Source organism: Paenibacillus allorhizoplanae (genome assembly GCF_927798215.1).
Lineage (GTDB): Bacteria > Bacillota > Bacilli > Paenibacillales > NBRC-103111 > Paenibacillus_E > Paenibacillus_E allorhizoplanae.
The window spans coordinates 63,786-90,479 of sequence record NZ_CAKMMW010000003.1 but is presented as its reverse complement, the minus strand read 5'-3'; the positions used below and the strand labels follow the sequence as shown (position 1 = coordinate 90,479).

23 protein-coding genes are annotated in these 26,694 nt (G+C 43.1%); 19 read left to right on the top strand and 4 right to left on the bottom strand.

Annotation, left to right across the window (positions count from 1 at the left end):
- Positions 1-22 precede the first annotated feature (22 nt).
- The gene (locus L6I86_RS06610) at positions 23-1,351 is read right to left on the bottom strand and encodes an MFS transporter (RefSeq protein ID WP_236285811.1); all 1,329 of its coding nucleotides are present in this window, start codon (positions 1,349-1,351) and stop codon (positions 23-25) included.
- Positions 1,352-1,462: 111 nt separating this feature from the next.
- On the opposite strand from L6I86_RS06610, the gene L6I86_RS06605 reads away from it, so the two are divergent.
- A complete protein-coding gene (locus tag L6I86_RS06605; RefSeq protein WP_236285810.1) occupies positions 1,463-1,999 on the top strand; it encodes a TlpA family protein disulfide reductase in 537 nt (178 codons plus the stop codon).
- Between the two features lie 54 nt (positions 2,000-2,053).
- Here the strand turns inward: L6I86_RS06605 and cimA are convergent, their stop codons facing one another.
- Positions 2,054-3,673 carry a citramalate synthase gene (gene cimA, locus L6I86_RS06600; RefSeq protein WP_236285809.1) on the bottom strand — a complete coding sequence of 540 codons (1,620 nt, stop codon included), beginning with the start codon at positions 3,671-3,673 and terminating at the stop codon, positions 2,054-2,056.
- Positions 3,674-3,910: 237 nt separating this feature from the next.
- Here cimA and L6I86_RS06595 point away from each other — a divergent pair, with 237 nt between their 5' ends.
- The 7 genes from L6I86_RS06595 to L6I86_RS06565 all read left to right on the top strand — a co-directional run bounded on the left by L6I86_RS06595 (position 3,911) and on the right by L6I86_RS06565 (position 13,259).
- Positions 3,911-5,212, top strand: coding sequence for a DNA polymerase IV (locus L6I86_RS06595; RefSeq protein ID WP_236285808.1), 1,302 nt, complete (start codon positions 3,911-3,913; stop codon positions 5,210-5,212).
- A gap of 4 nt (positions 5,213-5,216) precedes the next feature.
- Positions 5,217-5,720, top strand: a complete 504-nt coding sequence (mobB, locus tag L6I86_RS06590) for a molybdopterin-guanine dinucleotide biosynthesis protein B (protein ID WP_236285807.1) — start codon at positions 5,217-5,219, stop codon at positions 5,718-5,720.
- Positions 5,721-5,787: 67 nt separating this feature from the next.
- Positions 5,788-6,021 carry a ferredoxin gene (locus tag L6I86_RS06585; protein ID WP_056616262.1) on the top strand — a complete coding sequence of 78 codons (234 nt, stop codon included), beginning with the start codon at positions 5,788-5,790 and terminating at the stop codon, positions 6,019-6,021.
- A 170-nt stretch (positions 6,022-6,191) separates the two neighbouring features.
- Positions 6,192-8,042 carry an adenylate/guanylate cyclase domain-containing protein gene (locus L6I86_RS06580; RefSeq protein ID WP_236285806.1) on the top strand — a complete coding sequence of 617 codons (1,851 nt, stop codon included), beginning with the start codon at positions 6,192-6,194 and terminating at the stop codon, positions 8,040-8,042.
- A gap of 27 nt (positions 8,043-8,069) precedes the next feature.
- Positions 8,070-9,938 carry a FecR family protein gene (locus L6I86_RS06575; protein WP_236285805.1) on the top strand — a complete coding sequence of 623 codons (1,869 nt, stop codon included), beginning with the start codon at positions 8,070-8,072 and terminating at the stop codon, positions 9,936-9,938.
- A 31-nt stretch (positions 9,939-9,969) separates the two neighbouring features.
- Positions 9,970-11,586, top strand: a complete 1,617-nt coding sequence (locus L6I86_RS06570) for an NHL domain-containing protein (RefSeq protein ID WP_236285804.1) — start codon at positions 9,970-9,972, stop codon at positions 11,584-11,586.
- A 131-nt stretch (positions 11,587-11,717) separates the two neighbouring features.
- Complete coding sequence (locus tag L6I86_RS06565) at positions 11,718-13,259, top strand: L,D-transpeptidase family protein (protein WP_236285803.1); 1,542 nt, start codon at positions 11,718-11,720, stop codon at positions 13,257-13,259.
- Between the two features lie 153 nt (positions 13,260-13,412).
- Here L6I86_RS06565 and L6I86_RS06560 read toward each other — a convergent pair whose 3' ends face one another.
- Positions 13,413-13,565: a hypothetical protein gene (locus L6I86_RS06560; RefSeq protein WP_236285802.1), complete on the bottom strand. Its 153-nt coding sequence runs from the start codon at positions 13,563-13,565 to the stop codon at positions 13,413-13,415.
- A 360-nt stretch (positions 13,566-13,925) separates the two neighbouring features.
- Between L6I86_RS06560 and L6I86_RS06555 the strand changes: the two genes are divergently transcribed.
- From L6I86_RS06555 to L6I86_RS06520, 8 genes are all read left to right on the top strand, one after another.
- Entirely contained in the window at positions 13,926-15,275 is a 1,350-nt protein-coding gene (locus L6I86_RS06555; RefSeq protein ID WP_338113367.1) for an ABC transporter substrate-binding protein, read from the top strand.
- A gap of 89 nt (positions 15,276-15,364) precedes the next feature.
- Positions 15,365-16,270, top strand: coding sequence for a carbohydrate ABC transporter permease (locus L6I86_RS06550; protein ID WP_056616242.1), 906 nt, complete (start codon positions 15,365-15,367; stop codon positions 16,268-16,270).
- Between the two features lie 40 nt (positions 16,271-16,310).
- On the top strand, positions 16,311-17,150 hold the full coding sequence (locus L6I86_RS06545; protein WP_236285801.1) for a carbohydrate ABC transporter permease: 840 nt from the start codon (positions 16,311-16,313) through the stop codon (positions 17,148-17,150).
- A 146-nt stretch (positions 17,151-17,296) separates the two neighbouring features.
- Positions 17,297-18,715: a PTS transporter subunit EIIC gene (locus tag L6I86_RS06540; protein ID WP_236286314.1), complete on the top strand. Its 1,419-nt coding sequence runs from the start codon at positions 17,297-17,299 to the stop codon at positions 18,713-18,715.
- 108 nt (positions 18,716-18,823) lie between these two features.
- Positions 18,824-19,657: a PRD domain-containing protein gene (locus L6I86_RS06535; RefSeq protein ID WP_236285800.1), complete on the top strand. Its 834-nt coding sequence runs from the start codon at positions 18,824-18,826 to the stop codon at positions 19,655-19,657.
- 157 nt (positions 19,658-19,814) lie between these two features.
- Positions 19,815-20,912 carry a quinone-dependent dihydroorotate dehydrogenase gene (locus L6I86_RS06530; RefSeq protein ID WP_236285799.1) on the top strand — a complete coding sequence of 366 codons (1,098 nt, stop codon included), beginning with the start codon at positions 19,815-19,817 and terminating at the stop codon, positions 20,910-20,912.
- 26 nt (positions 20,913-20,938) lie between these two features.
- On the top strand, positions 20,939-21,736 hold the full coding sequence (yjbM, locus tag L6I86_RS06525; protein ID WP_056616229.1) for a GTP diphosphokinase: 798 nt from the start codon (positions 20,939-20,941) through the stop codon (positions 21,734-21,736).
- A 3-nt stretch (positions 21,737-21,739) separates the two neighbouring features.
- Positions 21,740-22,159 carry a DUF309 domain-containing protein gene (locus L6I86_RS06520; RefSeq protein ID WP_236285798.1) on the top strand — a complete coding sequence of 140 codons (420 nt, stop codon included), beginning with the start codon at positions 21,740-21,742 and terminating at the stop codon, positions 22,157-22,159.
- Between the two features lie 63 nt (positions 22,160-22,222).
- On the opposite strand, the gene L6I86_RS06515 is transcribed toward L6I86_RS06520, so the two are convergent.
- Positions 22,223-22,732: a thioredoxin family protein gene (locus L6I86_RS06515; RefSeq protein WP_236285797.1), complete on the bottom strand. Its 510-nt coding sequence runs from the start codon at positions 22,730-22,732 to the stop codon at positions 22,223-22,225.
- A gap of 183 nt (positions 22,733-22,915) precedes the next feature.
- On the opposite strand from L6I86_RS06515, the gene L6I86_RS06510 reads away from it, so the two are divergent.
- From L6I86_RS06510 to L6I86_RS06500, 3 genes are all read left to right on the top strand, one after another.
- Positions 22,916-24,502 carry an RsmB/NOP family class I SAM-dependent RNA methyltransferase gene (locus L6I86_RS06510; RefSeq protein WP_236285796.1) on the top strand — a complete coding sequence of 529 codons (1,587 nt, stop codon included), beginning with the start codon at positions 22,916-22,918 and terminating at the stop codon, positions 24,500-24,502.
- Positions 24,503-24,508: 6 nt separating this feature from the next.
- Positions 24,509-25,261, top strand: coding sequence for a pseudouridine synthase (locus tag L6I86_RS06505; protein WP_236285795.1), 753 nt, complete (start codon positions 24,509-24,511; stop codon positions 25,259-25,261).
- Positions 25,262-25,461: 200 nt separating this feature from the next.
- Complete coding sequence (locus tag L6I86_RS06500) at positions 25,462-26,685, top strand: S-layer homology domain-containing protein (RefSeq protein WP_236285794.1); 1,224 nt, start codon at positions 25,462-25,464, stop codon at positions 26,683-26,685.
- Positions 26,686-26,694: the final 9 nt, after the last annotated feature.

Below are 26,694 nucleotides of genomic sequence, written 5' to 3'. Positions count from 1 at the left end.
GCATGGACATGAGGTTAGTATATCATGTTTGTTTCTGTAATTCTGCTTTGGGCTTGATGAAGAAAAACACCAAAGCTAACATAATAAGTGATAAAGAGGCGACTGTGATAAACAGTGTCTTATGAGAGATACTCATGAGCCAACCAAATAGTGGAGGGCCGAAGGCGACTCCAATAAATCGTAAGCTATTATAGAGGGAAGTAATCATCCCACGTTGCTCACGCTCTACCGATCCGGTAATGAGTGTGTTTAGGCATGGGAGCAGGAGTCCTGTCCCTATCCCGCTGAGCGACAATAAGCTAATAAAGACATACAGGTTTCCGTTTAGGAATGTAGCCAAGGCAAGGGATACAACCATGGTTATAAGTCCGATATTCATGAGCCAGCGCATGAGCTTGCCATTTTGTTTGATTTTTGCACCTGTCGTATAAGAGGTGATGACGAGGCAGAGTAATGGGATTGCAAGGATAAGACCTTTGCGTACGCCTTCAATGTTGTAGGGTTTTTCTTCCAAAATCTGTGAGAGGTAGAACAGCACGCCGAATAATATGAATAAGGTTATCGAACCAGCAATAAAGGCGGGAATTAGCCAATGACCTTTACTTCTTAGAATGGTTCTGATTTGCTTCAAATAGAGCTTAAGTGTTTCAGCTTCTTTCTCTTTGGCGGGCTCTTTGATCATGAAAATAACAGCTAGCAGAGCGAGTAAGCAAAAAAGTGGAAAAGCAAAAAAAGGTGCAAACCAAATAATTAGCGCTAAAAGAGAACCAAGAATAGGACTCACAACTTTGCCGATTCCGTTGGAAGCTTCGATGAGTCCGAGGGCTTTGCTGGCCTTGGGTCCCTTGTAAATATCGGCAACAAGTGCCATGGCAATAGAGGCTGTACCCGCTGCTCCAAGGCCTTGTATGGTTCTGGAAGCTATAAGGATAGGATAAGAGTTCCAGACGGCGCCAAGCCCTGCTAGGACCCCGGCAGCACCGTACACAATAAGCGAGGGAATGATAACAGCCTTCCGTGTGAAGCGATCAGATAAATAACCGGATATCGGAATGATAAGTCCTGCTGTCAGTGAAAATAAAGTGATAATGAGTGAACTTTGGAAGCGTGAGATGTTCATTTTCTCTTGCAAATCTGGCAGAATCGGAACAAGCATGGAATTGCCAAGGACAAGCACCAAAGGGATGGAGGCAAGTGCGAGGTACTGCCAAACGCTTCCTTTCTCGTTTGTGTTCGTTTTTTTATTATTGGATGCGCCTTCTTCTTCATGCTCGTAAATTCTCATTTTATTGAGCGGATTCTTACCTCTTGTTTTCACGGCAGCTGGTTTCATTTCACCGGTTCCTTTCATCGCAAAGAGTAGGTTTACTTTTCCCTAATAGGGTGAAAGCATACTTCAGGATTGTGATGTTGGAATTTTCGCTAATTTGGAGATAATATAGAGGGAGTGGAGGTTGATGCTGTGAAGAAGAATCTCATCGTGATCGCTTTCGTCGTTCTATTGGCGGGCTTTGCGATTTATCAAAATGTACGCAATGAAGATAAACAAACCCTGATGCCAAGTGAGCAAGCGGCAAAGGTGAATTTCTTAGCCCCTTCATTTACCTTGCAAGGGTTGGATGGGAAGGACTATTCGGTAGGCGGGCCTCGTGAAAAGCCAATGTTTGTCAACTTCTGGGCATCCTGGTGTGGTCCTTGTGAGGAAGAAGCGCCTGATCTTGTGAATTTGTATAAGAAATATGAGGGGAAATTCGATCTTTATGCGGTGAATGTGACGCCCGGGGATAAAATGGACAATATTAAAAAATTCGTGGACACCTATCAGTACCCGTTTCCTGTTCTGCTTGATAAACAAGGGGTGAATGCCGATACCTATAACGTTATCGCTATTCCTACAAGCTTTCTTATTGATAAAAATGGTGTCATTAGGGAAATCATCCATGTGCTTTCACCGAAGGAGCTCGACAAGAAGATGGCGAGTCTTCTGAAGGAAGAATGACAAAAAAAGCTGCAAGAGAGCACTTCCCGCTCTTGCAGCTTTTTCGTATAAAGATCAATGGTTGACTAGACCTAATCGTTCTTGTTGCTCTTTGTTAGCTGGCTCCACGCGTTTTCTGCTGATGAGGGCATAACGTAAGCTGTCAACAAGTGCATACCAACTAGCTTCTATAATGTTGCTGGAAACACCGAGTGTGTTCCATGTCGTGTTAAAGTCAGTGGATTCCATAAGCACGCGAACCTTGCCAGCCGTTGCATCTTTCTCATCCAATACACGAACTTTATAATCCGAAAGATGAACGTTCTTGATGTCCGGATAGTATTGGATGAGTGCTTTCCGCAAGGCGTTATCAAGTGCATTAACAGGACCATTACCTTCAGCCGCGGTATAGATGGTTTCGCCATGTACTTTCACTTTGACGATAGCTTCTGAGACAACAGAATGATTGGCTGTCTTCTCAACGAGCATCTTAAATGATTCTAAGGTGAAAATCTCTTCAAGACCTTCAAAGGCTTCACGCAACAGAAGCTCAAGTGTAGCGTCTGCACCTTCGAATTGATAGCCTTGATGTTCCATATCTTTAATTTTCTCGATGATCTCTTTGGTTTTTTGGTGTTCTTTGTTGAAATCTAATTTAAGCTCCTGGGCCTTGACCAATACGTTGCTTTGACCAGCAAGCTCGGAAACAAGCACGCGTTGTTTGTTTCCTACATACTCAGGTTTCGTATGCTCATACGTGCTGGCATCCTTGAGAATGGCGGAAACGTGAATGCCACCTTTATGTGCGAATGCTGCGTTACCAACATAAGGCTGGTTAACCGGCATGTGCATGTTGGCGATTTCACTGATATATCTCGATACGGATGTAAGTGACTTCAATTGATCCGAAGAGATGACATCATAACCTAGTTTCAATTGTAAGTTAGGGATAATCGAGCTTAGGTTGGCGTTTCCGCAACGTTCCCCGTAGCCATTAATAGTCCCTTGAACTTGTCTAGCGCCAGCTTGTACGGCAGCTAACGAGTTTGCGACGCCTAATTCACAATCATTGTGAGCGTGTATGCCTACTGGTGTGGAGACATGTTGCGTAACTGTCGACACGATAGCTGTAATTTCGTTAGGTAAGGATCCACCATTCGTATCACAAAGCGTAATCCAATCCGCTCCAGCGTCCTGTGCCTTCTTAATTGTTTGCAGCGCATATTCTGGGTTGTTCTTGTAACCATCGAAGAAATGCTCGGCATCATAAATGACTTCCAACCCACTGCTTTTCAAAAAGAGAACGGAGTCATAAATCATGTTCAAATTCTCTTCAAGCGTTGTTTGAATAGCTGTCGTTACATGAAAGTCCCATGACTTACCGAAAATCGTGGCGACTTGCGCGCCGGATTCCACGAGTCTATTCAAGTTAATGTCATCTGCAGCAAGAGAATCTTTCCGTCTTGTGCTACCAAAAGCAGTAATTTTGGCATTTGTAAAAGTCATCGTACGTGCCCGCTCAAAGAATTCAATATCTTTGCTGTTGCTGCCCGGCCATCCGCCTTCAATATAATGAACCCCGAGCTCATCGAGCTTACGGGCAATTTTGATTTTATCCTCAACGGATAGGGAGATACCTTCTCCTTGGGTTCCGTCTCGTAGAGTGGTATCGAAGATTTTGACTGATGTTGGCATGGGTTCCTCCTTCAAAAGCTAGCAAAGTGACTTCGGTGAAATTGATGTGAGTAGTTTCGCTTGCTTTAAAGCGCTAATGTATAATTTACTATTATAACATAAATGTACAGCTAAAGACATCATAACGTAAAATCGCGTCAGCTTGAATGATTATTTTTTTGACATCTCAGGTTGGTTGTGTTTCACTCGAGTAGACGGCTCTGAAATCTGATTCAATCATACTGGGAGGTAGTGAATATGGTGTCCGTTGAGCATCATTATCCCAAGCAAGGCAGAGTCATTTTACATATTGATATGAATGCATTCTATTGTTCGGTTCATGAAGCTGTAGAGCCTGACTTATATAAGGGAAAACCTCTTGCTGTTGCTGGGAGTGTAGAGTTGCGTAAGGGGATCGTCGTTACTTCATCTTATGCAGCGCGCAAGCTAGGGATCAAGACGGGCATGCAAGTTAGGCAAGCGTTGAAGATATGTCCTGATCTCATTTTAATCAAACCTGACTTTGATCTCTATCGAAATTTCTCGAGGCGGTTTATGCAGATAGTCTATGGATATTCACCGATGGTAGAATCTATGTCTATTGATGAATGTTTTGTAGACATCACTGGTTCCAAACAATTTGGTACACCACTAGACATCGCAAATAGTATTCAAGGAAGAATTCTGCAAGAGTTGAAATTACCATGTTCGATTGGTGTCGCGCCGAATAAGCTGCTAGCCAAAATGGGATCTGATATGAAGAAGCCTAATGGGATTACGGTATTGCGGCTTCGTGATGTGCCGACCGTTTTCTGGGATAAGCCGTGCCAGTATTTATATGGAATTGGGAAAAAAACTGCGGAGAAGCTTACGAGGCTTGGCATCCTAACGTTAGGGCAATTGGCTATAGCGGATGATGCGCTGTTAAGCAAGCACTTTGGCGTCATGGGTGCGCACTTGAAGCGCTCGGCCAACGGGATTGATCCTTCGGTTGTCAATCCGGAGCAAGAGCAGAGCAAGTCCATTGGACACACGACGACTTTGCCGCGGGATTATACGGATCGTACCGAAATTCATCGTGTTCTGCTTAATTTAGCCGATCAAGTAGCGAGGAGGCTTCGTAAGCAGGAGCTCATGACTTCGACAATTCAGATTACGATCCGAGATCCTGATATGAGGACGATTACGAGATCACTTACCTTACCAACTCCGACGGAACATATGGATGATATTTATCGAACCTCCTGTCAATTGTATGATCATCAATGGGAGGACGGCAATCCTGTAAGGCTCCTCGGAATCACCTTGCAGAATCTGATTGCCAAGGAAGAATCCTACGTGCAACTTGATTTATTTGATTATGAGAAGCAGCCTCGCAGGGAGAATCTGAATCGCGTGATGGATGGTCTGCGTGATAAATTTGGGGAAGGTGTGATTCTCACAGCAGGGATGATGAGTGATGACCCATCTGCTTTGATTCGAAATCACAAGGTTAGAGGGACGTCCTTGCAAATGGATCATTTGCGAAATAATCCTCTTCATAAAGACATAGGAGAGTGAGGGAATGGCTCATTGTTTGGGCTTCGCGGGATTTTCCAATAGTGGAAAAACAACATTAGTAGCTAAGCTAATCGTTGAAATGAAACAACGCGGCCATCGGATTGCGGTAATGAAACACGATGCCCATGGACATTATAAAGAAGCACAAGGAGCTGACTCCACCGTTTTTGTTGAGACAGGTGCCGATGCTGTGGTTACACTTTCTCCAAATGGGGTACACATTTATGAGAAGAACGAATCACCGAGTTTGGAAGAGCAGTTAGTAGCGTACGCCCATCTTGATTATATTTTTATTGAAGGGTTCAAGAGGGAAAAGCATCCAAAGATTGGGGTTTATCGTACAATAGAACAAAAAGAATTGCTAAAAGGATTGGCGCCAAGCCTGATTGCAGTTGCGACAGACCTAACAATTCTAGAAGGTGATTTCACGCTTCCACACTTCAATTTGAATGATATCCGTGGAATTGCAGACTTTATTGAGCAGTTTTTCATGAATTGTCAATTTTAAGGTTTGAACTTTGTCCGTATTTATATTATATTTTACAATGAGGATAATTAGAGGAGGAGTAGAAAACATGGCTAAGTATACATTTGTTGATAAAGATACGTGCATCGCTTGCGGCGCTTGCGGAGCTACAGCTCCAGATATCTATGATTACGATGATGAAGGTTTGGCAGAAGTGATTTTTGAAGGTGATGGAAACAAAGGGGTTACTGAGATTCCTGATGATCTATATGATGATCTACAAGATGCTCAAGATGGCTGCCCAACTGACTCCATTAAAGTTGCGGATTCACCTTTTAGCTAATCATAATTACAAAATCATTTTTGTGGAAATACCACGGAATGTCGAAAGAGCTCGTTTCCTGAGAAGGAACGGGCTCTTTTTTTGTTGAATAAATGTGAAATTTGTAACAATTTATTGCCAATTCACAGCTAGCATCTTACAATGAAACTAGTAAACTCGGGGAGGATTATATGGGTAAGAAGAAATGGATTAAGACTTTAGTAGTAGGACTCTTATTAATGGTGTTTTCGACATATTTCTACACAGTGAACTCCAGTGGTTTATTTTATTTTGTCGAGGGTCCTCTCCAAGATATTTTGCGTGGTGCTAAGTCGGTGGATGAGCGTCAGCCGGATGATCGAATTAAGATTGTTAAAATTGATGAAAAATCCCTTTCTGCCATCGGGAAGTTTCCGTGGGATCGAAGTACATATGCGCAAGTCATAGAGAAATTAGAACAATCAGGTGCAGCTGCTATTGGGATCGACGTTGTACTTGCTGAGCCATCGAAGAATCCAGCAGACGATAAAGCATTAGCTGACGTGCTAGCGAAGTATTCCAATATTATTTTGCCAGTTCAAATTAATTATCCCTCCAAACAACAGTCAGCAGGCGAACTAGTTCCTGAGCGAATTGATTATCCCTCCTCAACCCTAACTACCAAAAGAGATCAAATGGCCCATATCAATGTATTTGTTGATAAGGATGGCAAAGCTCGTAAACTTCCTGTCGGTTTGCCTGATGAGAAAGGTGCTTACATACCAGCATTCAGTGTCGCTCTTGCGAATTTAGTTTTGGATGAAAATGAAAAGGTAAAGCGTGATTCAGCTACCGGAGAATGGAAACGTGGAAATGAAGTCGTACCAACGAACGATAGAAATCAAGTAACAACAGAGTTCTTCACACAACCAAGACAAAAGGTTGATGCGACGACAGGTTATGAGTTGCTATCCTTTGTGGATGTACTTAATAGTGCAAAAGCACTGCCGCTGAAGGGCAGTATTGTGCTTGTGGGCCCTTTTGTTACGGCCATGCAGGATGAATACCCAACACCGATCTCCTCGGTCAAGATGTTCGGGATTGAAATTCATGCCAATATGATTCAAACCCTATTAGAAAGTGTGTTCTTTAAAGATGCTTCGAAATCGGCTGGTATCGCGATTATTCTACTTATATCATTGTTGGCTATATTTCTATTTGAAAAGTTCAACGGGAAGACCGCACTATTTATTTTCCTAGGCATCTTCGTGGTATATGGTCTTGTATGGTTAGGATTCTATAGTATTGGTTCTATGTTCTTACCATTGGTTTATCCTCAATTTGCACTAGTGACGATCTATGTTTGGTCATTAGTTAGCCATTATTTAGAAGAACGAAAAGAACGGAATCGGGTTACTGGTATTTTCGGTCGATTCGTTTCAAAAACCGTTGTGGATGAGCTTCTGCAGTCAGGTGAAGATGTGAAGCTTGGCGGAAGCCGTAAGGATATTTCATTGATATTCGTGGATATTCGCGGATTTACACCGATGTCGGAACGACTAGAGCCTGAGCAGGTTATTCAAGTGTTAAATGAATATTTAGATGTCTGTACGAAAGCAATCTTTAAGTTCAATGGTACGTTAGATAAATTCATTGGTGATGGCGTTATGGCGATGTTTGGTGCACCGATTGAATATGAGAATCATCCTGAAATGGCCGTACGTGCTGCGATTGAGATGAAGTCACAAGCCGATATTCTCGAGCAGAAATTGATTAAAAATTATGGTATCGGTGTGAAATTCGGATTAGGTATTAATAGTGGTCCTGCGGTTGTTGGTAACATCGGATCTGAAGATCTGAGGTTGGACTATACGGCCATTGGAGACACAGTTAACTTATCAGCACGACTAGAATCTAATGCGAAGCCCGGGCAGATTTTAATTAGTGAACAGACGTATGAGCGCGTCAAAGGTCTTTTTGAGATCGAATCCATTGGTGAAATTAAAGTAAAAGGGAAAGAAAAACCGGTTGCTGTTTATGAAGTTATCGGGCATTTGAAATAGAATTGCTGGGAGGCATGCGGAGTGGGAATGACCAAGAAATCATTTGTATCAGTGTTATTAAGTTTTAGCTTAGTGTTTAGTTTAGTTTCTGTGCTGCTGGTGAAACCAGTGGATGCGAAAACGGTCCGGGTTGCCATTATTTCAGCATTGTCTGGAGACGTCACGATTAAAAAAGGCGGCGGCTCCAAAACGTATGATGCGTATGAGAGCATGAGCTTAAACCAAGGCGATACCGTTTATACAGGGGATAGCTCCTCAGTAACACTTAACTTAGCAAGTGGAGACGCTGATGTTACATTAGGTGACAATGCGGAACTCAATGTATCAGACCTCAACTCTGCGAATGGAAATAAGAAGTCCAAACTGAAAGTTTGGGCGGGTTCCATGTGGGTGAAAGTTAAATCATTGGCCGGCGCAGATGATGAATTTGAAGTTGAAACACCAACGGCGGTAATGGGGGTACGCGGAACGCAATTCTACGTTTCCGTTGATCCTGTTTCTGGTAAAACCAAAATGGCTGTTGGATCAGGAAGAGTATCCGCTTCGACGGTAACGTCCAATTCGGATGAGACACAAACTACAACGATTACATACGTGAACCCAACTCAAGAAATTTCCTTGGATTCAAGAGAGGAAACGAATGATCTAGATTTAAAAGTGGAATTCTTCGATTTAGAGGATTTTATTAAAAATGCTTCACCAGAAATTATTAAAGAATTAATCCTCAACAAAGCAGAAATAGATAAAGAAAACGATGAGTTTATTGCGAAAAAGCAAAAGGAAATTGCAGATGGAACGTTTACGAGTGATAAAAATACTTTGAGTATTAAAAATCAGTCTGATCTCGATAAAGTGAAACAAAACTTAGAGAATCTAATCGGTAACGTAGCTAAACAAGCTATTGCTGACAAGAAGCTAGATCAAAAAACAGTAGACGCGATAATTGCTGAGGTTAATAAAAAAATCGATTCAACGGACAAAAAGTTGGATTTATCTAAAGTTAAGCCGTTGGATAAAACGGCAGGTGTGGATCCGGAACTAGAGAAAAAGAAGCAAGAAGAGTTGAAGAAACTTGAAGAAGCAAAGTTGAAAAGTAAGCTAGAAAAGGAAAAGGCGGAAGCTGCTGCTAAGCAAAAGCTTGCTGATGCTTTGAAGAAGCTAGAGGACGAAAAGAAAAAGATTGCTGAAGAAAAGTTAGCTGCTGAAGCGAAGGCGAAAGCTGAGGCGGAAGCGAAATTGAAGGCTACTTTAACTGAGCAAGAGAAAAAGGCGTTCGAAACCGCAAAAGAGGAAATGGCTAACGGAAAAAAACCTGAGGAAGAACCTGCAAAGCCGTCGGTACCATCGGAACCATCTGGGCCATCAAATCCATCAAATCCTGACCCGCAGCCAACACCAGCGGCAATTACCTTGAGCACAGTGGCCTTTAATCCTGAAGGACAACCCGCTACGGATGTGCCGAATGTAGGTGCAGCTACGGTTCCTTCGAATTTTTATTATTTGAACATCGACTTTACTGCAATTAAAGATATTTATGCTGTAGAGGTTCATTTGCTTTACGGTACACATACTTCGAGTCTACCTGGCACTCTTATGAACAAAGATATTTTCTTCAAAGCAAATGATACGACGAGTGCGGACTATATCAGAGAATATACATCGGAATCAGGGAAAGAGCTGGTATATGCTGTAACCAAATTCGGGGACGGTTCTAGTGTGTCTGCAATTCAGAAAACATCACTGGTAAGTATTCCGATGACAAGTCTTTATGCTGATCAAATCCGTGTTGGCAAAATTGTGATCGTTAAGAAAACTGGTCAAACCATTGAGAAATTAAATCTAGATAACCTGACGATTGCACCGGTGAACATCGAAGGAACTATCATTCCGCAATAGTAAAGTTCGCTAGATAAAAAAGGAGATCCCCATGAAACCATTACAACAGATATTTGTTTCAAGTATAATCGTTGCTACTTTGCTTGGCGGCTCATCGGCTTGGGCGTTTAATACTGATGCGTTGAAATCTAGCGAAGGTCAGATTCTATCGGATATATCGACCCTTGCAGGAATCGGCGATTTTGAAAATCGTGATGGGGATGCGATGCAGGCGGCATTTCGTTCCCCAAGCAGCGTACTTCAGCTCGCAGATGGCAGCTTACTTATCGCGGATACACGCAATCATGTAATTCGTAAAGTGAAGGATGGTCAAGTTTCCACTTTCGCTGGTCCTGAGATTGCTGTTCTGAAAAATGCGCAAGGCTTTCCGACTGGAGGTCTTCTTGACGGTAAAGCTTCAGAAGCTTTCTTTAATGAGCCGACAGGACTAGCGCTTGATGCTAAAGGTAATGTCTTTGTGGCAGATGCCGGCAATCATGCCATTCGTAAAATAGACGTTAATGGGATTGTCACCACAGTTGCAGGGAATGGCGTGCCAGGAAATAAAGACGGTAAGGGTTCGGAAGCTACTTTCAATCACCCGAGTGATATTGCAATTAGTGCTGACGGTACCTTATATGTGGCGGACTCACTTAATCATGTCATTCGTAAAATCGCAGCAGATGGTCGCGTTACGACGCTCTCTGCGCCTGTCTCGCGTGTTATTCAGGTTCGTCCAGGTGAAGCATCCTTCGCGGGAGAATATCACGACGGAAGCCTTTCTACGGCGACTTTTAATGAGCCTTCTGGACTTGCGTTGGATGGCAAAGGAAATCTTTATGTTAGTGATACAGGGAACCAGCGGATCCGTTATGTTGATTTTGCATCAGGAAATGTCTCGACAGTCGCTGGATCTACGCCAACAGTGGGTGCTTCGACGATCTATGGGAAGAATGAGTTATATGCAGCTGGTGATTATGCAGATGGTGAAGCTTTGAAAGCGAAGTTTGACTTCCCGAAGGGTCTGTCTGTGACCTCGGAGGGTGGGCTTCTCATCTCGGATAGCTTGAATCATTCGGTTCGATATCTGTTAAATGGACAAGTTACTACGGTAACTGGTACGCCTCAAACGGGGGAAGCGGACGGCGTTGAGCAATCTGCAGCTTTCTATAATCCTTCCGATGTACTGGTAACAACACAAGGTAATGTGGTTGTGGCGGACGCATCCAATAACAAAATCCGTAAAATTACACCTTATCAGTTACCAGAGATTGTTTCAAATGATGGACAAGTGAAGGTAGTTAGTGGTAACAAGCTCATTTCCTTTGATGCTCAACCTGAAATTCAAGATGGGCGCACCATGGTGCCAGTTCGTGCGATTAGTGAAACGTTTGGGTATAAGGTGACTTATGCTGAACGGGCTGGTAAATCAATTGTACAGCTCTCCAAAGGTGATTTGACGGTTGAGTTAACCATTGGCGAAACGGGGATCACTCGTAAGCAAACGGGTCTGCCAGATTTGAAAATAGATACAGATGTTGCTCCTTATGTGAAGCAAGATCGTACTTATGTGCCAATTCGCTTCTTCGCTGAACAGATTGGATTGGATGTGCAGTGGCAAGCAGCGGTCCAAACGGCCATTTTAAGAGTGAAAACATTTGCGAAATAGACTTGTAGTCAGAAAAGGTTTGGAAAGGGAGATTCCCTGACCAAGCCTTTTTCTCATTTGGACTTCAGCTTTGTGCCTCGATTGCCGATAAAAACGGAGAATAGTGGAAAGTGGACTGGAGGTATGAGAGCTTGAAGTCGAATAATCGAAACGATCAATTGACGAAATTCTTCCAACATAATCCGATCGAAGATACGCAATATCTCAAGAAATATGTCAAAGAGCATCCGGATCATAAAATGGCATGGTATTTACTAGGCAGAGAGTATACAGCTCAAGGGAAATCTGGTAAAGCGGCATACTGCTTTGCGCAGGCTGGAGAAATATATGAAGCTTTCGAGCAGCAAAAAATAGTGTTGGAAGAGCCGTTACCTCCCAACTTGACGGCATCGAAGCTAATCAAAGAAGGTGCAGCAGCTGGAGATCGTCAAGTCCAATTACGTGGTAGGCGGAAATGGCTGCCATATCTTGTCATGTTCGTTTTACTTGCGCTGCCGGCTGGGATGGATCTAGCTAAATCGGATGGGATGGAGCATGTGGCCGATGTAACAGAGCAAACTCAGGCGGGTAGCGCGGTTGCAACACTATCAGACATTCAGGTGGATAATCCGGGATTAAAGTTATATTTCTCTGATGGGGATTGGGGGAAGAAGCTCCAACAGATTTTACAACCCCCTGTTAGAGGAGCGGGAGAATCTGTGATTATGGATGCGCCCCCTAGTAATGATGGACATTGGAAAGAGTGGTATCGATCCGTTAGTCCCTTGCTTAGCGTGGAACATACAGCAACGGGTGGAAATCAAGCGGTGTTAAAGTATTATCAGGCACAAATTTGCTCTTGCCAGGTAGTAGACAGCTCAAAGCTAGTGCCCGTCATTCAAGCTTGGATGCATGATCGTGAAGAAGCAATTATTTTGCAAAGCGCGATTCAGGCCTATCAAAAAAAGACGGGTGGTTTACCGGATAAGCCGCAACAGTTAACGAGGCCGTATCCAGATAATATTTTGCCAGGACTTACACCGCAAATGAAGGAGTCTTTTCCTGTTGCCCTACAAAAGGTCGCTGAACTTACGAGTGGGAAAGCAGCTCAGGCACCTAATCTAACAGCGGGGACTGCTACTGGAGGGCAATCTCCGCAATCGAATGAAGAGAAGGTATTGGCGGCAAGCAGTTCGCAACCTGTGGCCTCGCCAGAGCCGTTTACAGAGCCATTAAAGATTATCATCGATACCGAACAGCATCAGCTGGCAGTTGTGAGTGGAGATTTCATCCTGAGGCGTTATCCCGTAGGTCTTGGTGGAGTGAAGACGCCACAAGGTGAGTTTATAATTAGTGAAAAAGTAAGAAACCCGAATGGGCGATCGAATGGCGAGTTCGGGAGCCGCGGGATGACGTTGTCTAATACGCTTTATGCCATACATGGGACGAATAAACCAACGAGCATAGGCAAGGATGAGTCTCATGGGTGTATTCGTATGCTGCAGCAGGATGTGGAAGAACTGTATAACATGGTTCCTGGGCAAACAAAAGTGACGATTGGGAAGGGGGTGTTACCTCTTTCTGAGTCTGGTGAAGGAATAGGCGCTGGTGGTGGAATACCTCAGCAAGCGCTCAGTTTGCCTTTGGAGACGAAGGATAATAATCCAGGTAAGGTATATAAATGGTTGGATTGAAAAAAAAGGAGGTGCAAGTTTGAAACTTGCCTCTCCTTTTTGGGTTAACACGCAATAAATTTTAGTATGTAGTTGCTGCAAGTTTTCTTCTTGACAATCATTCGGAAAGCGATTACAATTCGAATTGTGAAGTTTTCAATCACTTTAATGAAATCATTTGTTCAAAATGAGCAGTAAAGTCATTAGCACTATAACAACTAAGAAAATCGATCCTGTCCAGTAAATCGCTTTCAAATTAACTTCGTTTTTCTGTCTGCGCGAAGCGGTTACTGGTTTGCGTTTGGCCATAAGAATCACCTTTTCCATTAGGATTAAACGAGATGATTCTATCATATCATAAGAATGCGCTTTCAATGAACAATTAAAAATGAATGAATTCTTTAAAAAATGTATATTGACGTTCATGTCATTTTATTGTAAGATTTAGTCACACGGAACGCTTGAAACAATAGAATATGTCAGTTTTAATAACATGTTACCGCAAGGGCATTAGTTATTAGAAGAAATGCAAGTCTTCTTCTATAACTATGCCCTTTTTATTTTGCCAATTATGAATCATGAAAGGGGTTGATCGTGCAAACTAAGACGAAATTCTAACTATCGGGTACACGCTTCACCAATAAATTATTAGATGAATTAAAAAAGGGAGAAGATGATCACATGAACATGAAAAAATGGTCAACAATTGGTTTGGCAACGTCAATGGCACTCGTAGCTGCAGGTTGCGGTAAATCCACACCAGCAGAAACAACAAAACCAGCAGCATCTGTGGCTCCAACAACGGCAGCTTCCGCAGCTCCTACTGCAGCAGCTTCAACTAAACTTACTGGTGATTTTGAAATCCAATACTTTGTTGGCGGATACGGCGACAAATGGTGGAAAAAAGTTATTGCTGATTTCCAAGCGAAAAACCCTGACTTGAAAATTAAAGAAAGTGCGGGACCAAAAATCAACGAGCAAATGAAACCCCGTTGGATCGCTGGTAACCCACCTGATTTCGTATACATCGATGGACCTGAGTTGTTCGACCGCCAAATGGTTACAGACGGACAACTGGAAGATTTGACGGACTGGATCAAAGATGCTAAAAACGTGGATGGCGAGAAAATCATCGATTTGCTTGCACAAAAGCCACAACAATTTGACGGTAAAACGTACAACATTCCTTTTGTAATGAGCTCATGGGGTATTTTCTATGATAAAGCTCTTTTCAAAGACAAAGGTTGGGCTGAGCCGAAAGATTTCGAAGAGTTCTTGGCTGTAAGTGAGAAAATAAAAGGTGCGGGCATCAATCCATTCATTCACACGGGTAAATATCCGTACTACATCAACGGTGGCGTATTGCTTCCAGCAATCGTATCTGCGAACAACAATGACTACAAATTACTGCAAGATATGTCCACAAACAATCTTGAGGCTTGGAAAAACCCTGCAATCATTAAAGGTCTAAACAAAATCGTTCAAATGCGTGATAAAGGCTACATCGACAAAGCATCAGTACAAATCAACCACACGGATTCCCAATCCTTGTTCCTACAACACAAAGACGCGTTCATTCCGAACGGTCTATGGTTACCAAACGAAATGGCGAAAGACGTTCCAGGCGGCTTTGACTTCGGATTCATTCCATCCATCACACAAGATAAAGGTGGAAAAGTTGTAGCTAACACGTCTACTGCTACTTTCGGTATCGCGAAAAAAGCGAAAAACAAAGATGCTGCAAAAGCATTTATGCAATTCGTATTCTCCAAAACACAAGCTTCCCAATGGGCTGAGCTAAGTGGTGCTCCTTCCAACGTTAAAGGTGACATTTCTTCTTCCAAAGCTCCTAACTTCGTTAAGGATGCTGCGAAATTCTTGTCATCCCCTGATACTGTAGTAGTACCAACTGTTTCCTTTGCTGCTGACGTAGACAAAGCTATGCAAGATGCAACTGTTGCTTTGACAATCGGAACAATTACGCCTGAACAATGGGTAACTCGTGTATCTGACGTTGTAGCAAAACAAAAGAAATAGGAACTGAATGAAGCAGTGCGGAGAACTTTCAAAGGCATAGCTGCCTAAGGCGTTCTCCGCCATTTTAATGATAGGACGGTGACGATAGAATGAAGACCAACGCGAAAAAGCTGAAACGGAATTTATTCATCGCTTCATTCATCATTCCGACTTTTCTATTCTTCTGCGTATTTACGATATATCCCGTTATACAGGCTTTACAGAAGTCTTTCTATGATTGGTCAGGAATGTCTGAAAATAGTGAGTTTATTGGTTTTGATAACTTCGTTGAGCTTTTCAAAGATCCGATTGTACTTAGAGCCATTGGAAATGATTATTTCCTAGTCGTTGGTAAAGTGATTGGGATTATGATTCTGGCGACTTTCTTCGCCGTTGCGTTAACAAGATTTAACCTGAAGGGTTCCGGTTTCTTCCGAGCCATCTTCTTTATCCCGAATGTCATTTCAGTCGTTGTCATCGGCGTACTTTGGAATTTCATTTACAATCCGCAAATCGGTTTCTTGAATGCTTTCTTGTCTCTCTTTACGGAGAAAAAAGTTGATATTACTTGGCTAGGATTTCCTCAGCACACGATCTGGATGCTTCTACCCCCTACAATTTGGGCAGGTATCGGCTTCTACATGATCCTAATGATTGCTGCAATCGTGAATATTCCTGCTTCCTATTATGAGGCAGCTAATATAGACGGAGCTGGTCAAGGGGCGCAATTCCGCCATATCACCATGCCGCTCATCTGGGAGCAGATTAAGGTTTCCATCGTTAACATCGTTATTACTACACTCAACGGATCTTTCGTTATTGTTCAGCTCATGACCAATGGCGGGCAGCCCGATAATACGACGCAAGTTATGGGTTCTTATCTGTATCGGATGGCTTTTCAACAGTATCATTTCGGTTATGGAGCAGCCATTGGAGTCATGATTCTGATCGTGTCACTTATCACAACACTGATCTTGCAACGTATCATGCGCCAAGAAACCATCGAAATGCACTAAAGTCATCATAGACAAAGATACTGAGGGAGGGAACCATCGTATGGCTATCAAAAATCCATTAGCGAAAATGTTAGTTTGGATCATTCTGATCATATGGAGTGTAGCCGTGCTCTATCCACTAGTGTGGACATTGCTCGATGCGCTCAAAAATAATGAACAATTTTTCTTAAATGCCCCATGGGCATTGCCTAAATTCCCATTACTCTGGTCCAACTTTTCGTATGTATGGAGTAAATATAACTTCAGTACATACTTCCTGAACTCCATTGTGGTAACGGTAGGAAGTACGTTACTGGGTATGATCCTTGCAGCGATGACGGCTTATATTTTGGCGAGATACGATTTTAAAGGGAACAAAGTTCTCCTAACGATCTATATCTCTTCGATGATGATTCCGTTCGCACTTGCTTTGATCCCCTTGTTCTTCTTGTTAAATGATTTGCACCTTATTAATACGTGGCTGGGACTTATCCTCGTCTACGCGGCACTCAACTTGCCATTCGGAATTTTCTTGCTTGTTGGGTTCTACAAATCTCTTCCAAAAGAGATTGAAGAAGCTGCGATTATTGATGGAACTTCTCACTATGGCACGTTCTTCAGGGTTATGTTACCATTGTCACAGCCAGGTCTGATTACGGTGATGATTACGAACATGTTGAATAACTGGAATGAATACTTCCTAGGTGTTGTTCTTACGAACGAGCCTACGAAGTACACGCTTCCAATTGGTTTGGCTGTTATGCAAGCTGAGATGCAATATCGTGTAGAATGGGGTCCATTATTTGCCGGATTGCTGATCACTACATTACCGACTTTGATCGTATATATGATATATCAACGCCAGATAGCAAGTGGGATTACGGCTGGAGCTGTAAAATAACGGTATATGGCAATGCATAGAAAAAACACCTTAACCTAGAGGAATTTATCCTTTCGGGGGGGTGTTCTTTCTACTATAATGGGGATAGGTAAAAGCAAACAAGGAACGGCCAAACTTGTGGGCTATAGGTGAATCTGATGAGTGTAATGTATGCATTTCAGAAGATGGGGAGATCGCTGATGATCCCTATTGCGGTGCTGCCGGCAGCATCCATTCTTCTTCGAATTGGTAAAATGTCTTTTAATAATCCTTTCCTTGTGCATGTGGCTCAAATTTTCGAGCTAGGTGGAAGCGCAATTTTTGATAATTTGCCTCTTATTTTCGCAATTGGAATTGCGATTGGATTAACGTCTGGGGAAGGCATTGCTGCTTTAGCGGCTGCGGTAGGGTATTTGGTCTTTGATAACGTCCTTAAGCATTTTCAAATGGTTTCAGGCAGTTCAGAGCCATTGGATACTGGCGTGCTCGGTGGGATGATGGTGGGAATGCTTTCTGCTACATTCTTCAATCGATTTAGTCATATTCGTTTGCCAAAGTCGCTTGGATTCTTCGGCGGAAAACGGTTTGTTCCACTCGTGACATCCCTAGTTATGGTTTTCCTGGGTGTAGTAGTTGGGCTCATCTGGCCTCCCGTACAGCGAGGGATAAGTGAAATAGGATTATGGATTGTAGATAACGGAAATATTGGGGTATTCATTTACGGCATCATGAATCGCTTACTCATTCCTACAGGTCTGCATCATGTCATTAATAATATCGCTTGGTTTCAAATAGGGGATTTCGTTACACCAGCAGGCAAAATGGTACATGGGGATATTTCACGCTTTTTCGCAGGGGATCCTACAGCCGGCATGTTTATGACTGGTTTTTATCCAGTTATTATGTTTGGCTTACCAGCAGCCGCGCTTGCTGTCGTGAGAAGCACTTCTTCATCTACAAGGAAATTTGTAGCTCCAGTCATGTTAACTGCTGCACTGACAAGTTTCCTAACAGGCATTACAGAACCAATTGAATTTGCGTTTATGTTCGTAGCCCCTGGTCTTTATGTGATTCATGCAGTTCTTACAGGTTTCTCAATGCTCATTATGAATATGCTTCAAGTGAAAATGGGTTTTGGTTTCTCTGCAGGCTTTATTGATTTCATGTTGAACTGGCACTTGGCGACGAATCCATATTGGATATTACTCATTGGAGCCGTGTACTTCATTTTATATTTTATAACCTTTCGAGCTTATCTCCATTTCTTTCCGATGAAAGTTACAAGTAAGGATGACGCCCAGCAATATGTTGAGGTAGAAGCCGTTGATGAGAAACCGTCTCTGCTAGATCGCCCAACACGTATTCTCAATCATATTGGCGGAGCTTCTAACATTATTTCCATTGATGCTTGTATTACACGACTGCGCCTTCTCGTTAAAGAAGAGGTGCTTGTAAAAGATAACGAGCTTAAGGAATTAGGTGCCATCGGTGTCATTCGGTTAGGAAAAGGCAACGTTCACGTTGTTTTTGGGACAGAATCAGAACAAATTCGAGAAAGCATTAAACCTTTGCTAGGTACAAAATGAGAAATAATCAGGACAAGCCTAAATATACCCCACAAAGTGACGTATGCCTTCGAAGTCTATTCCGGTTACTTTGCGGGGACCCCGAAACTATAAATTGGGAGGTGTCTTATGATTGAACGGACGATCATACATGTGCTATCCCATAACGTGGTGATGGCGCATTTAAGCTCAGGGAAGAATTCCATTGCATTTGGTAAGGGGATTGGATTTAAGAAAACACCAGGTATGATGATTGGTGAAGGTGAAATTACTCAAGAATTCCTTTTACATACATCAGAAGTACTGAAAAACTATGAACAAATTCTAAATGCCGTCGATGTGAAAATCATCGGGATCACCGAAGAGGTGATTGCTTACGCACAAAGCATGCTGGAAGGCGATTTCTCTGAAACGATCCATGCATCACTGGTAGATCATATTAACTTTGCGGTGGAGCGGCAGAAGCGTGGAATTTTCATTACAAATCCATTTGCCTATGAAATTGGATACATGTATCCTGAGGAATATAAGGTTGCTAAGAAAGCTGTTGAATTCTTGAATGAACATCTAGATGTGAAACTACCTGAGGATGAGGTTGCTTTCTTGACGATGCATTTCAACAGTGCGCGTAAGAAAGAGCAAGCATCTGATTCTCTTGCGGTTGTCAGAGTGGTCTCTCAAACGATCGAATCTGCAAAGGAACTTGGCTTTAATTTCGATGATTCGTTCTCCACACTTCGTTTTATCTCCCATTTAAAAGGTGTAATTGAACGGGTTAAATCAAAGAAAACGCTTCAAAACTCACTCCTTTCCAAAATTAAAGAAGAATACGGCGACACATACGTGAAGGCAAAGGTTTTATCCTTAATGTTAAGTGATTCACTTCAATTAGAAGTGCCTGACGATGAGACTGGATACTTAACGATGCATTTGGAGCGTTTGCTGCAACGTACAGAGGTTTAGGTGAAAATAAATATGCTAGAGCATTCCCTTGCAACCTTTGTGGAGCAGGGATTTTTTGTGTGAATACAAGGTTTAAGGTCTTAAGTGGATTGCATATTTCTACATTGTCAGCTAAACTGACTGTTAGAGTACTTAGAGAGAACGGAGTGCATAGGACATGCTGTATAAGAAATTAGCCAAACCTGTTTTGTTCCGAATGGATCCGGAAAAAGCGCATCATTTAACGATTGACGGTCTTAGTGTTGTTGGAAATTTACCAGGAGGCAAGCAGTTGCTTAAATCCATGTATGGGGTCCCGGAATCACCACAACTAACACAGGACCTATGGGGATTACACTTCGGTAACCCAGTCGGCCTTGCTGCAGGGCTAGATAAAAATGCAAAAGCGGTCAAAGGATTTTCACAATTGGGTTTTGGATTTATGGAAGTTGGTACGATTACACCTAAACCACAACCTGGAAATGAGCAGCCTCGTTTGTTCCGTCTTCCAGAAGACAGAGCACTGATTAACCGGATGGGTTTCAACAATGTAGGTACAGCTGAGATGGCACACAACTTAGAGAAAACAGGGAAGCGTGTAATTCCAGTTGCCGTAAACATAGGGAAAAATAAATCAACGCCAAACGAGCAGGCCGAGGAAGATTATCGTGCTTGTATTGGAGCGTTATATACATATGGAGATTTCTTTGTTGTTAACATAAGCTCACCAAATACACCTGATTTGCGTAATTTACAACATGGCGATGATTTGAAACGCTTGTTGTCTACGGTGCGGGATGAAATGCAAGTGCAGCATAAGAAGCATGGTGGCGCCGCGAAACCGGTGCTTGTCAAAATTGCGCCAGATCTAACGGATGATGAGCTTGTGCTAACTGTACAGATCATTAAGGAAAGCGGAGTATCTGGGATCATCGCAACGAATACCACGCTGAGCAGAGAAGGCTTACGACATGCTAATCGCGAGCAAGCGGGCGGGTTAAGTGGATTGCCATTAACGAAGCGCTCAACAGATGTTATTCGACGTGTGTATCAATTAACAGATGGTAAGCTGCCGATTATTGGGGCTGGCGGGATTTTCACTGCACAAGATGCATATGACAAAATCCGAGCTGGAGCAAGTCTTATTGAAGTATACACCGCATTAATTTATGAGGGACCAGGTCTACTTGGGCGTATAAATAAAGGGCTTCAAGAACTGTTAAAGAAAGATGGTTTCACACATATTTCCCAGGCAATAGGCGTAGATTCGCACTAACTTCATTCAGAATGGAGGATACATGGATGGATGGACGAGACTGGAAGAAATTCCTACTGCCCTATGAACAAGCGGTAGAGGAATTGAAAGTAAAGTTCAAAACATTACGTGGCGAACTCAAAAGTCGTGAAGAGTACGCACCGATCGAATTTGTAACGGGACGCGTTAAGAAAATTTCAAGTGTGCTGGAGAAAGCGAAGCGTTTGAGTGTGCCGATGGACCAGTTAGAATCAGGAATTGAAGATATCGCGGGCATTCGTATTATGTGCCAATTCGTAGAAGATACGGAAAGTCTGGCTGAGCTTATCCGCAGCAGACAAGATATGAGTGTTGTCTATGAGAAGGATTATATTACGAATAAAAAGCCAAGCGGATATCGCAGTTTTCATATTATTATTGAATATCCCGTGCAAACCGCACTTGGTATGAAGAAAATTTTGGCAGAGGTGCAAATCAGAACTCTAGCCATGAATTTCTGGGCGACGATTGAGCATTCTTTGAATTATAAATATAAAGAGCAATTGCCAGTTGAGGTTCGGGCTCGTTTAAGTAAAGCTGCAGAAGCTGCCTATCAGTTGGATCAAGAAATGTCGAGTATCCGCGGAGAAATTGTTGCCTCCCAAAGGATGTTTGAAGATAACTCTAATTTAATCAATCGCGTGCTGAATAATATTCAAGAGTTGTATTTCTACCATCGCGTACGAGAAGCTGCTCAGTTCCAATTGCGGTTTAATGAGATTTGGGAAACAGAAGAAGGACTTAGTGATCTATCTGCCGATATCGAAGCTGCCATCTCGCGAGCCAAAAAAGGAGATAATAGCTAACCCATGAGCGAATATGACCGATTGTATGTCGCTTTTCTGTACTATTTTAACGATCAGCGGGATTATTTCGAATGTCATGAAGTGATGGAGGAGCTTTGGTTGGAAGAAGGCCGAAATCCGCTATATCAAGGTCTGCTGCAAATTGCAGTAGGCCTTTATCATCATTTGAATGGAAATCCTAGCGGTTCTATTAAACTGTTTAGTGCGGGGTTAGACAAGTTGGCACCATACCCTGTTCATACGCTCGGGATTGATCTAGGTCTATTAGTGAAAGATAGTGAGGTTTATCTGGGGAAGCTGTTGAAATTAAAAGAGGAACCGTTTCTTCCCTACGATTTGGATATTAAGATTTTGGATCAAGAGCTTGAGGATCTTCTGGAAGATTTGAAATTGGATCCACCGGTAGGTAGTGAACATGATTGAAAAGAAAGGACTTCTCACCAATGGGTGAAGAAGTCCTTTTGTAGGTTCCGATATTTAATGGCATTAACCTTTATACTTCTGGAAAAAGGATTTGAATACTTCAGGAGTATTGCCGACTGTGGATCCAGCCTCAGGAACCCCGCCAACAATGCGATCTACTTCTACACCATTTTTGTAATAAACTAAGGTAGGTGTGGATTCAATCTTGTACTTGTTCCATCCATCTTTGAACTCTTCCAAATTGAATTGCTTAACATCAAGATTAAGCTCTTTCTGTATTGGCACTAGAACTGGTGTTGTCACTTTGCAATGAGGGCAAGTTGACGCATAATAGTACTGGAAGAATGTCTCTTTGTTCTTCAATCTTGCATCTAAATCTGCAGGTAAAATCAAGTTCTGGTAGTTCGGATCGTTCAACTGTTTCACAGTCTCTGGATTGAGCTTGGATGCGGCAACACCATAGGGATTACTAGCATTCGCTTTATCCGAAGATTTGGTAGATTGCTGATTAACGAAGTATAAACCACCGAATAAAATTACAACTATGCCTAAATAAATAAGCAACTTCTTCATGCATGCACCTCTTTAATATGTTTACTTTCTACTATCTTCTATAAAAAGTATAGCATATCCTGTAGGATTTCGTAAAAATATTGGCTGTTTCGTGACAACTCAGCTATAATACCGTTACACTGTACCATGGAAACACAAATTGTCGGATCATATGGGATTTTATATAGAAAGTGAAGATGACGAATGGCGAAGCAGCTACCACCCCTTTTTAGGGAGAAAATGATTGATTTACTGGGTAATGAGGAGTTTGAGCAGTTTTATGCTTCCTATGAGGAACCACGAGTATTCGGATTAAGGATAAATACGGGGAAGGTGGCACGTGCTGAATTTTTGGAGAAGAGTCCATTTCATTTGACGCCTATACCTTGGGTTTCGGATGGTTTTTATTATCAAGAAGGAGAACGTCCAGGTAAGCATCCTTATTACCATGCGGGACTCTACTATATCCAAGAGCCGAGTGCGATGGCACCCGTAGAACTGCTAGAGGTAAAACCAGGGGAGCGGGTTCTGGATTTGTGCGCAGCCCCAGGTGGGAAATCGACGCAAATCGCCGCGAAGCTGCAAGGTGAAGGCGTCCTAGTTGTTAACGATATTCATTCAGATCGGGTCAAAGCATTGGTTAAAAATTTAGAGCTGCTCGGCGTGCGGAATGCCGTTGTTTTGAATGAAAAACCGGAGCGGATGTTGACTGCATTCCAGGGGTATTTTGATAAAATTTTGATTGATGCACCTTGTTCAGGTGAAGGAATGTTCCGCAAGGAAGAAGAAATGATGGGACAATGGGAGCGTCATTCTGTTCAGGAATTTGCTGCGATGCAGAGGGAACTGTTAGCGCAAGCTGCGGTTATGTTGGCTCCTGGAGGCAGGATCGTGTACTCGACTTGCACGTTCTCACCGGAGGAAAATGAGGCGCAGATTGCGGAGTTTCTGGACAAACATCCTGCGTTTGAAGTCGTGCCTATTGAGGGATTCAGTCCTGGGCGGCCGGATTGGTTAAGAGAACCGTGGTGCGAGGCTGATGGATATAGTTCAAAGGCGAAGGATGCTGTGGCAGGGACGGCGAGGTTGTGGCCGCATAAGTTGCGGGGTGAGGGGCATTTTTTGGCGGTGTTGCGGTGTGTAGATGGGGGAAGTGCGGAGGCGAGTGGGAGTGCAAGTACGAGGGGAAGTGCGGGTGCTGGGGCAGGAGCAGGAGTAGGAGTAGGAGTAGGAGCAGATCCAAGTGCGGGGGCTGCCGACTTTGTGGCGGCAGCTGGGAAGCGTAGCGGCCGTCCCGCGCTACGAGGGAAAGGCCGTGCTGAGGCTCCGCCTAGCACGGGGGTGAGCTTGGAGCCGCTGGAGGCGTTCTCCGGTGAGCTGCTGCGCAGCGAGCCTTTCGCCCTGAGGCGGCTTGTCTGTTACGGCGAGCACGCGTATGCGTCGCCGCCGGGCTTGCCTGAGCTGCACGGACTGAAAGTCGTGCGGCCGGGCTGGTACATCGGCGCGCTGCACCGCGGCCGATTTGAACCGTCCCATGCGCTAGCCATGGGACTGCGTTTGCGCGAGGCCAAGCGAGCGCTGAGCTTGGCTTCGAGCGACGAGCGAGCCCTTCGGTACCTGAAGGGCGAGACGCTCGAAGTCGCGGAGAGCGAGATACTCCGCGATCCGAAAGAGACCAAGGCAGCCAAAGGCTACTGCCTGGTCTGCATTGACGATCATCCCGTCGGCTGGGGCAAATGGCTCGACGGGATGCTGAAAAACGAATATCCGCCCGGCTGGAGGTGGACCTAAACGGTCATGAAACAAACACAACGACTAGATAAAATACTCGCCCATGTGGGCGTTGGCACCCGTTCTGAACTTAAGCGCCTCACCAAAGAAGGCGCAATTTACGTCAACGGCGTGAAGGTCAAAGACAGTGGTATGCAAGTGAATCCCGAAAAGGACATCATTACCGTGAATGGAGAGGTTATCACTTACCGCGAGTTTGTTTATCTTATGATGAACAAACCTCAAGGGGTGGTCTCAGCAACTGAAGATAATCGGGATCGCACGGTCGTGGATCTTTTGGACGAAGAATATGCTCCGTTCGAGGTGTTCCCAGTAGGCCGATTGGACAAGGATACAGAGGGCTTTCTTTTGCTCACAAACGATGGCAAACTCGCCCATAACCTGCTCTCACCTCGGAAACACGTTCCGAAAACCTACTACGCCAAAGTTGAGTGGGAAGTTAATGATGGGGATCGTGAAGCTTTTAGCCAAGGTGTAACCTTAGATGATGGCTATGAGACGTTACCTGGTGATTTGAAGATTTTACAGACCGGAGATGAAGCCGCTGGAATCCCTTCTGAAATCGAGCTAACAATTATGGAAGGAAAGTTCCATCAGGTGAAACGAATGTTCCAAGCCGTTGGGAAGCAAGTGGTCTTTCTGAAAAGAATGTCAATGGGGCCGCTTGGATTAGATCCTGAGTTGGCTCTAGGTCAAGTCAGAGAATTAAGTGTAGAAGAGCTCTCTGCTTTACGAAATGCCAACGAGAATCAAAATTAACTATACAAAAATACTAAATTATGGTATTTTCTTGATAGTGAAATTTATTTGTGCGGAAGAACCGCCTAGTTATTGCTGATTTTAGCAATGCTAGGCGGTTTTACTGTTTTAGTGGAAATATGTCGAATATAGGTAGACATTTACAATTATGAAATGAGATACTACCAATAATTGGGTATAAACAAACAGGAGGAGTTAATTTGAAAAAATCATTTATTCTGCTTTCAACAGTATTTTTATTCACTGCTTGTCAATCCTCGACCTCAGCCGCAGATTCACCAATTCCAACTCCGAGCCTGGTCACTGCGATAAAATTAAAGGACGTTTCTGATCACTGGGCAATGTCTGAAATAGAAGTCGCTGTGAAAAAAGGTTATGTTGACGGATATGATGACTCCACATTTAAGCCTGAAAATAATGTTTCCCGTGCTGAGTTTATCAAAATGGTCATAACGGCGATAAAGGAACCTGTAAAAAGTGTATCATCAGGGTCGGATTGGTCTTCTCCTTATGTAAAAGCTGCTATAAACAAAGGTATTCTTAGAGAATCGGAGTTCTCGATAGATAAGTTAAATGAACCGATTTCCCGGTTGGAAATGTCGCGTATTTCATTGCGGGCTACTGATGTGACTTTACAGAACAAAGCGATTCAGATAGATAATGATTCAGTCATGTATAACTCTGCTAAAACGGGATTAATTCAAGGCTTGTCTGGTGGAGAATTGGCTCCCGATGCTAGTACAACGCGTGCTCAGTCTGTGACAATTATTGAACGTATTCTGACCGTTAATAACGGTGGTACTTTACAGACAGATAAACTGGCAATTGGGAAGGCTGAGTTAACATTAAAACATACAAATATATTTTCTGTGATTCCGGTATTTAGTGGTAAACAAAACACCGATGAGCATTTTGGCTTAACTCCGTACAATACAGCTAAGTTATTAATGGAGACGCCTGATGGGAAGTATAAGGGGCAAATCGATCAGATTATTGTAGTAGATATGGACAACCCAGCTGATTCCAATCGATCTGCAGTTGGTGATATTAGTGAAATGAAATGGATTGCAGAGGGTATTCGTTCACAATACATGGTTTCTGATCTAAAGAATTACTATATGATTGTAATTAAAGGGCATTTGGAATTTAATAAGGACACTTCTTTGTACGGGAATTACATCCCTATAATTTCTTTTTCGGGCATCAAAAGTACAAACTTAAACGCATTAAAGAATGGAACTTTAAACACACTTGGCGAAGTGTATATTAAGAGTATCGGGGACGTTAATATGTTTGTTTTGCCCAAAACTGGTTTTAATACAGGGTTTGGTATTCAAATTGAGATAGCTGCTCCAGCAATACCACCACAACAAAATTACGGTAGAACTATTGTGGACATAACTGCTCCCGCTAAGAGCGAATAGGGATGTGGT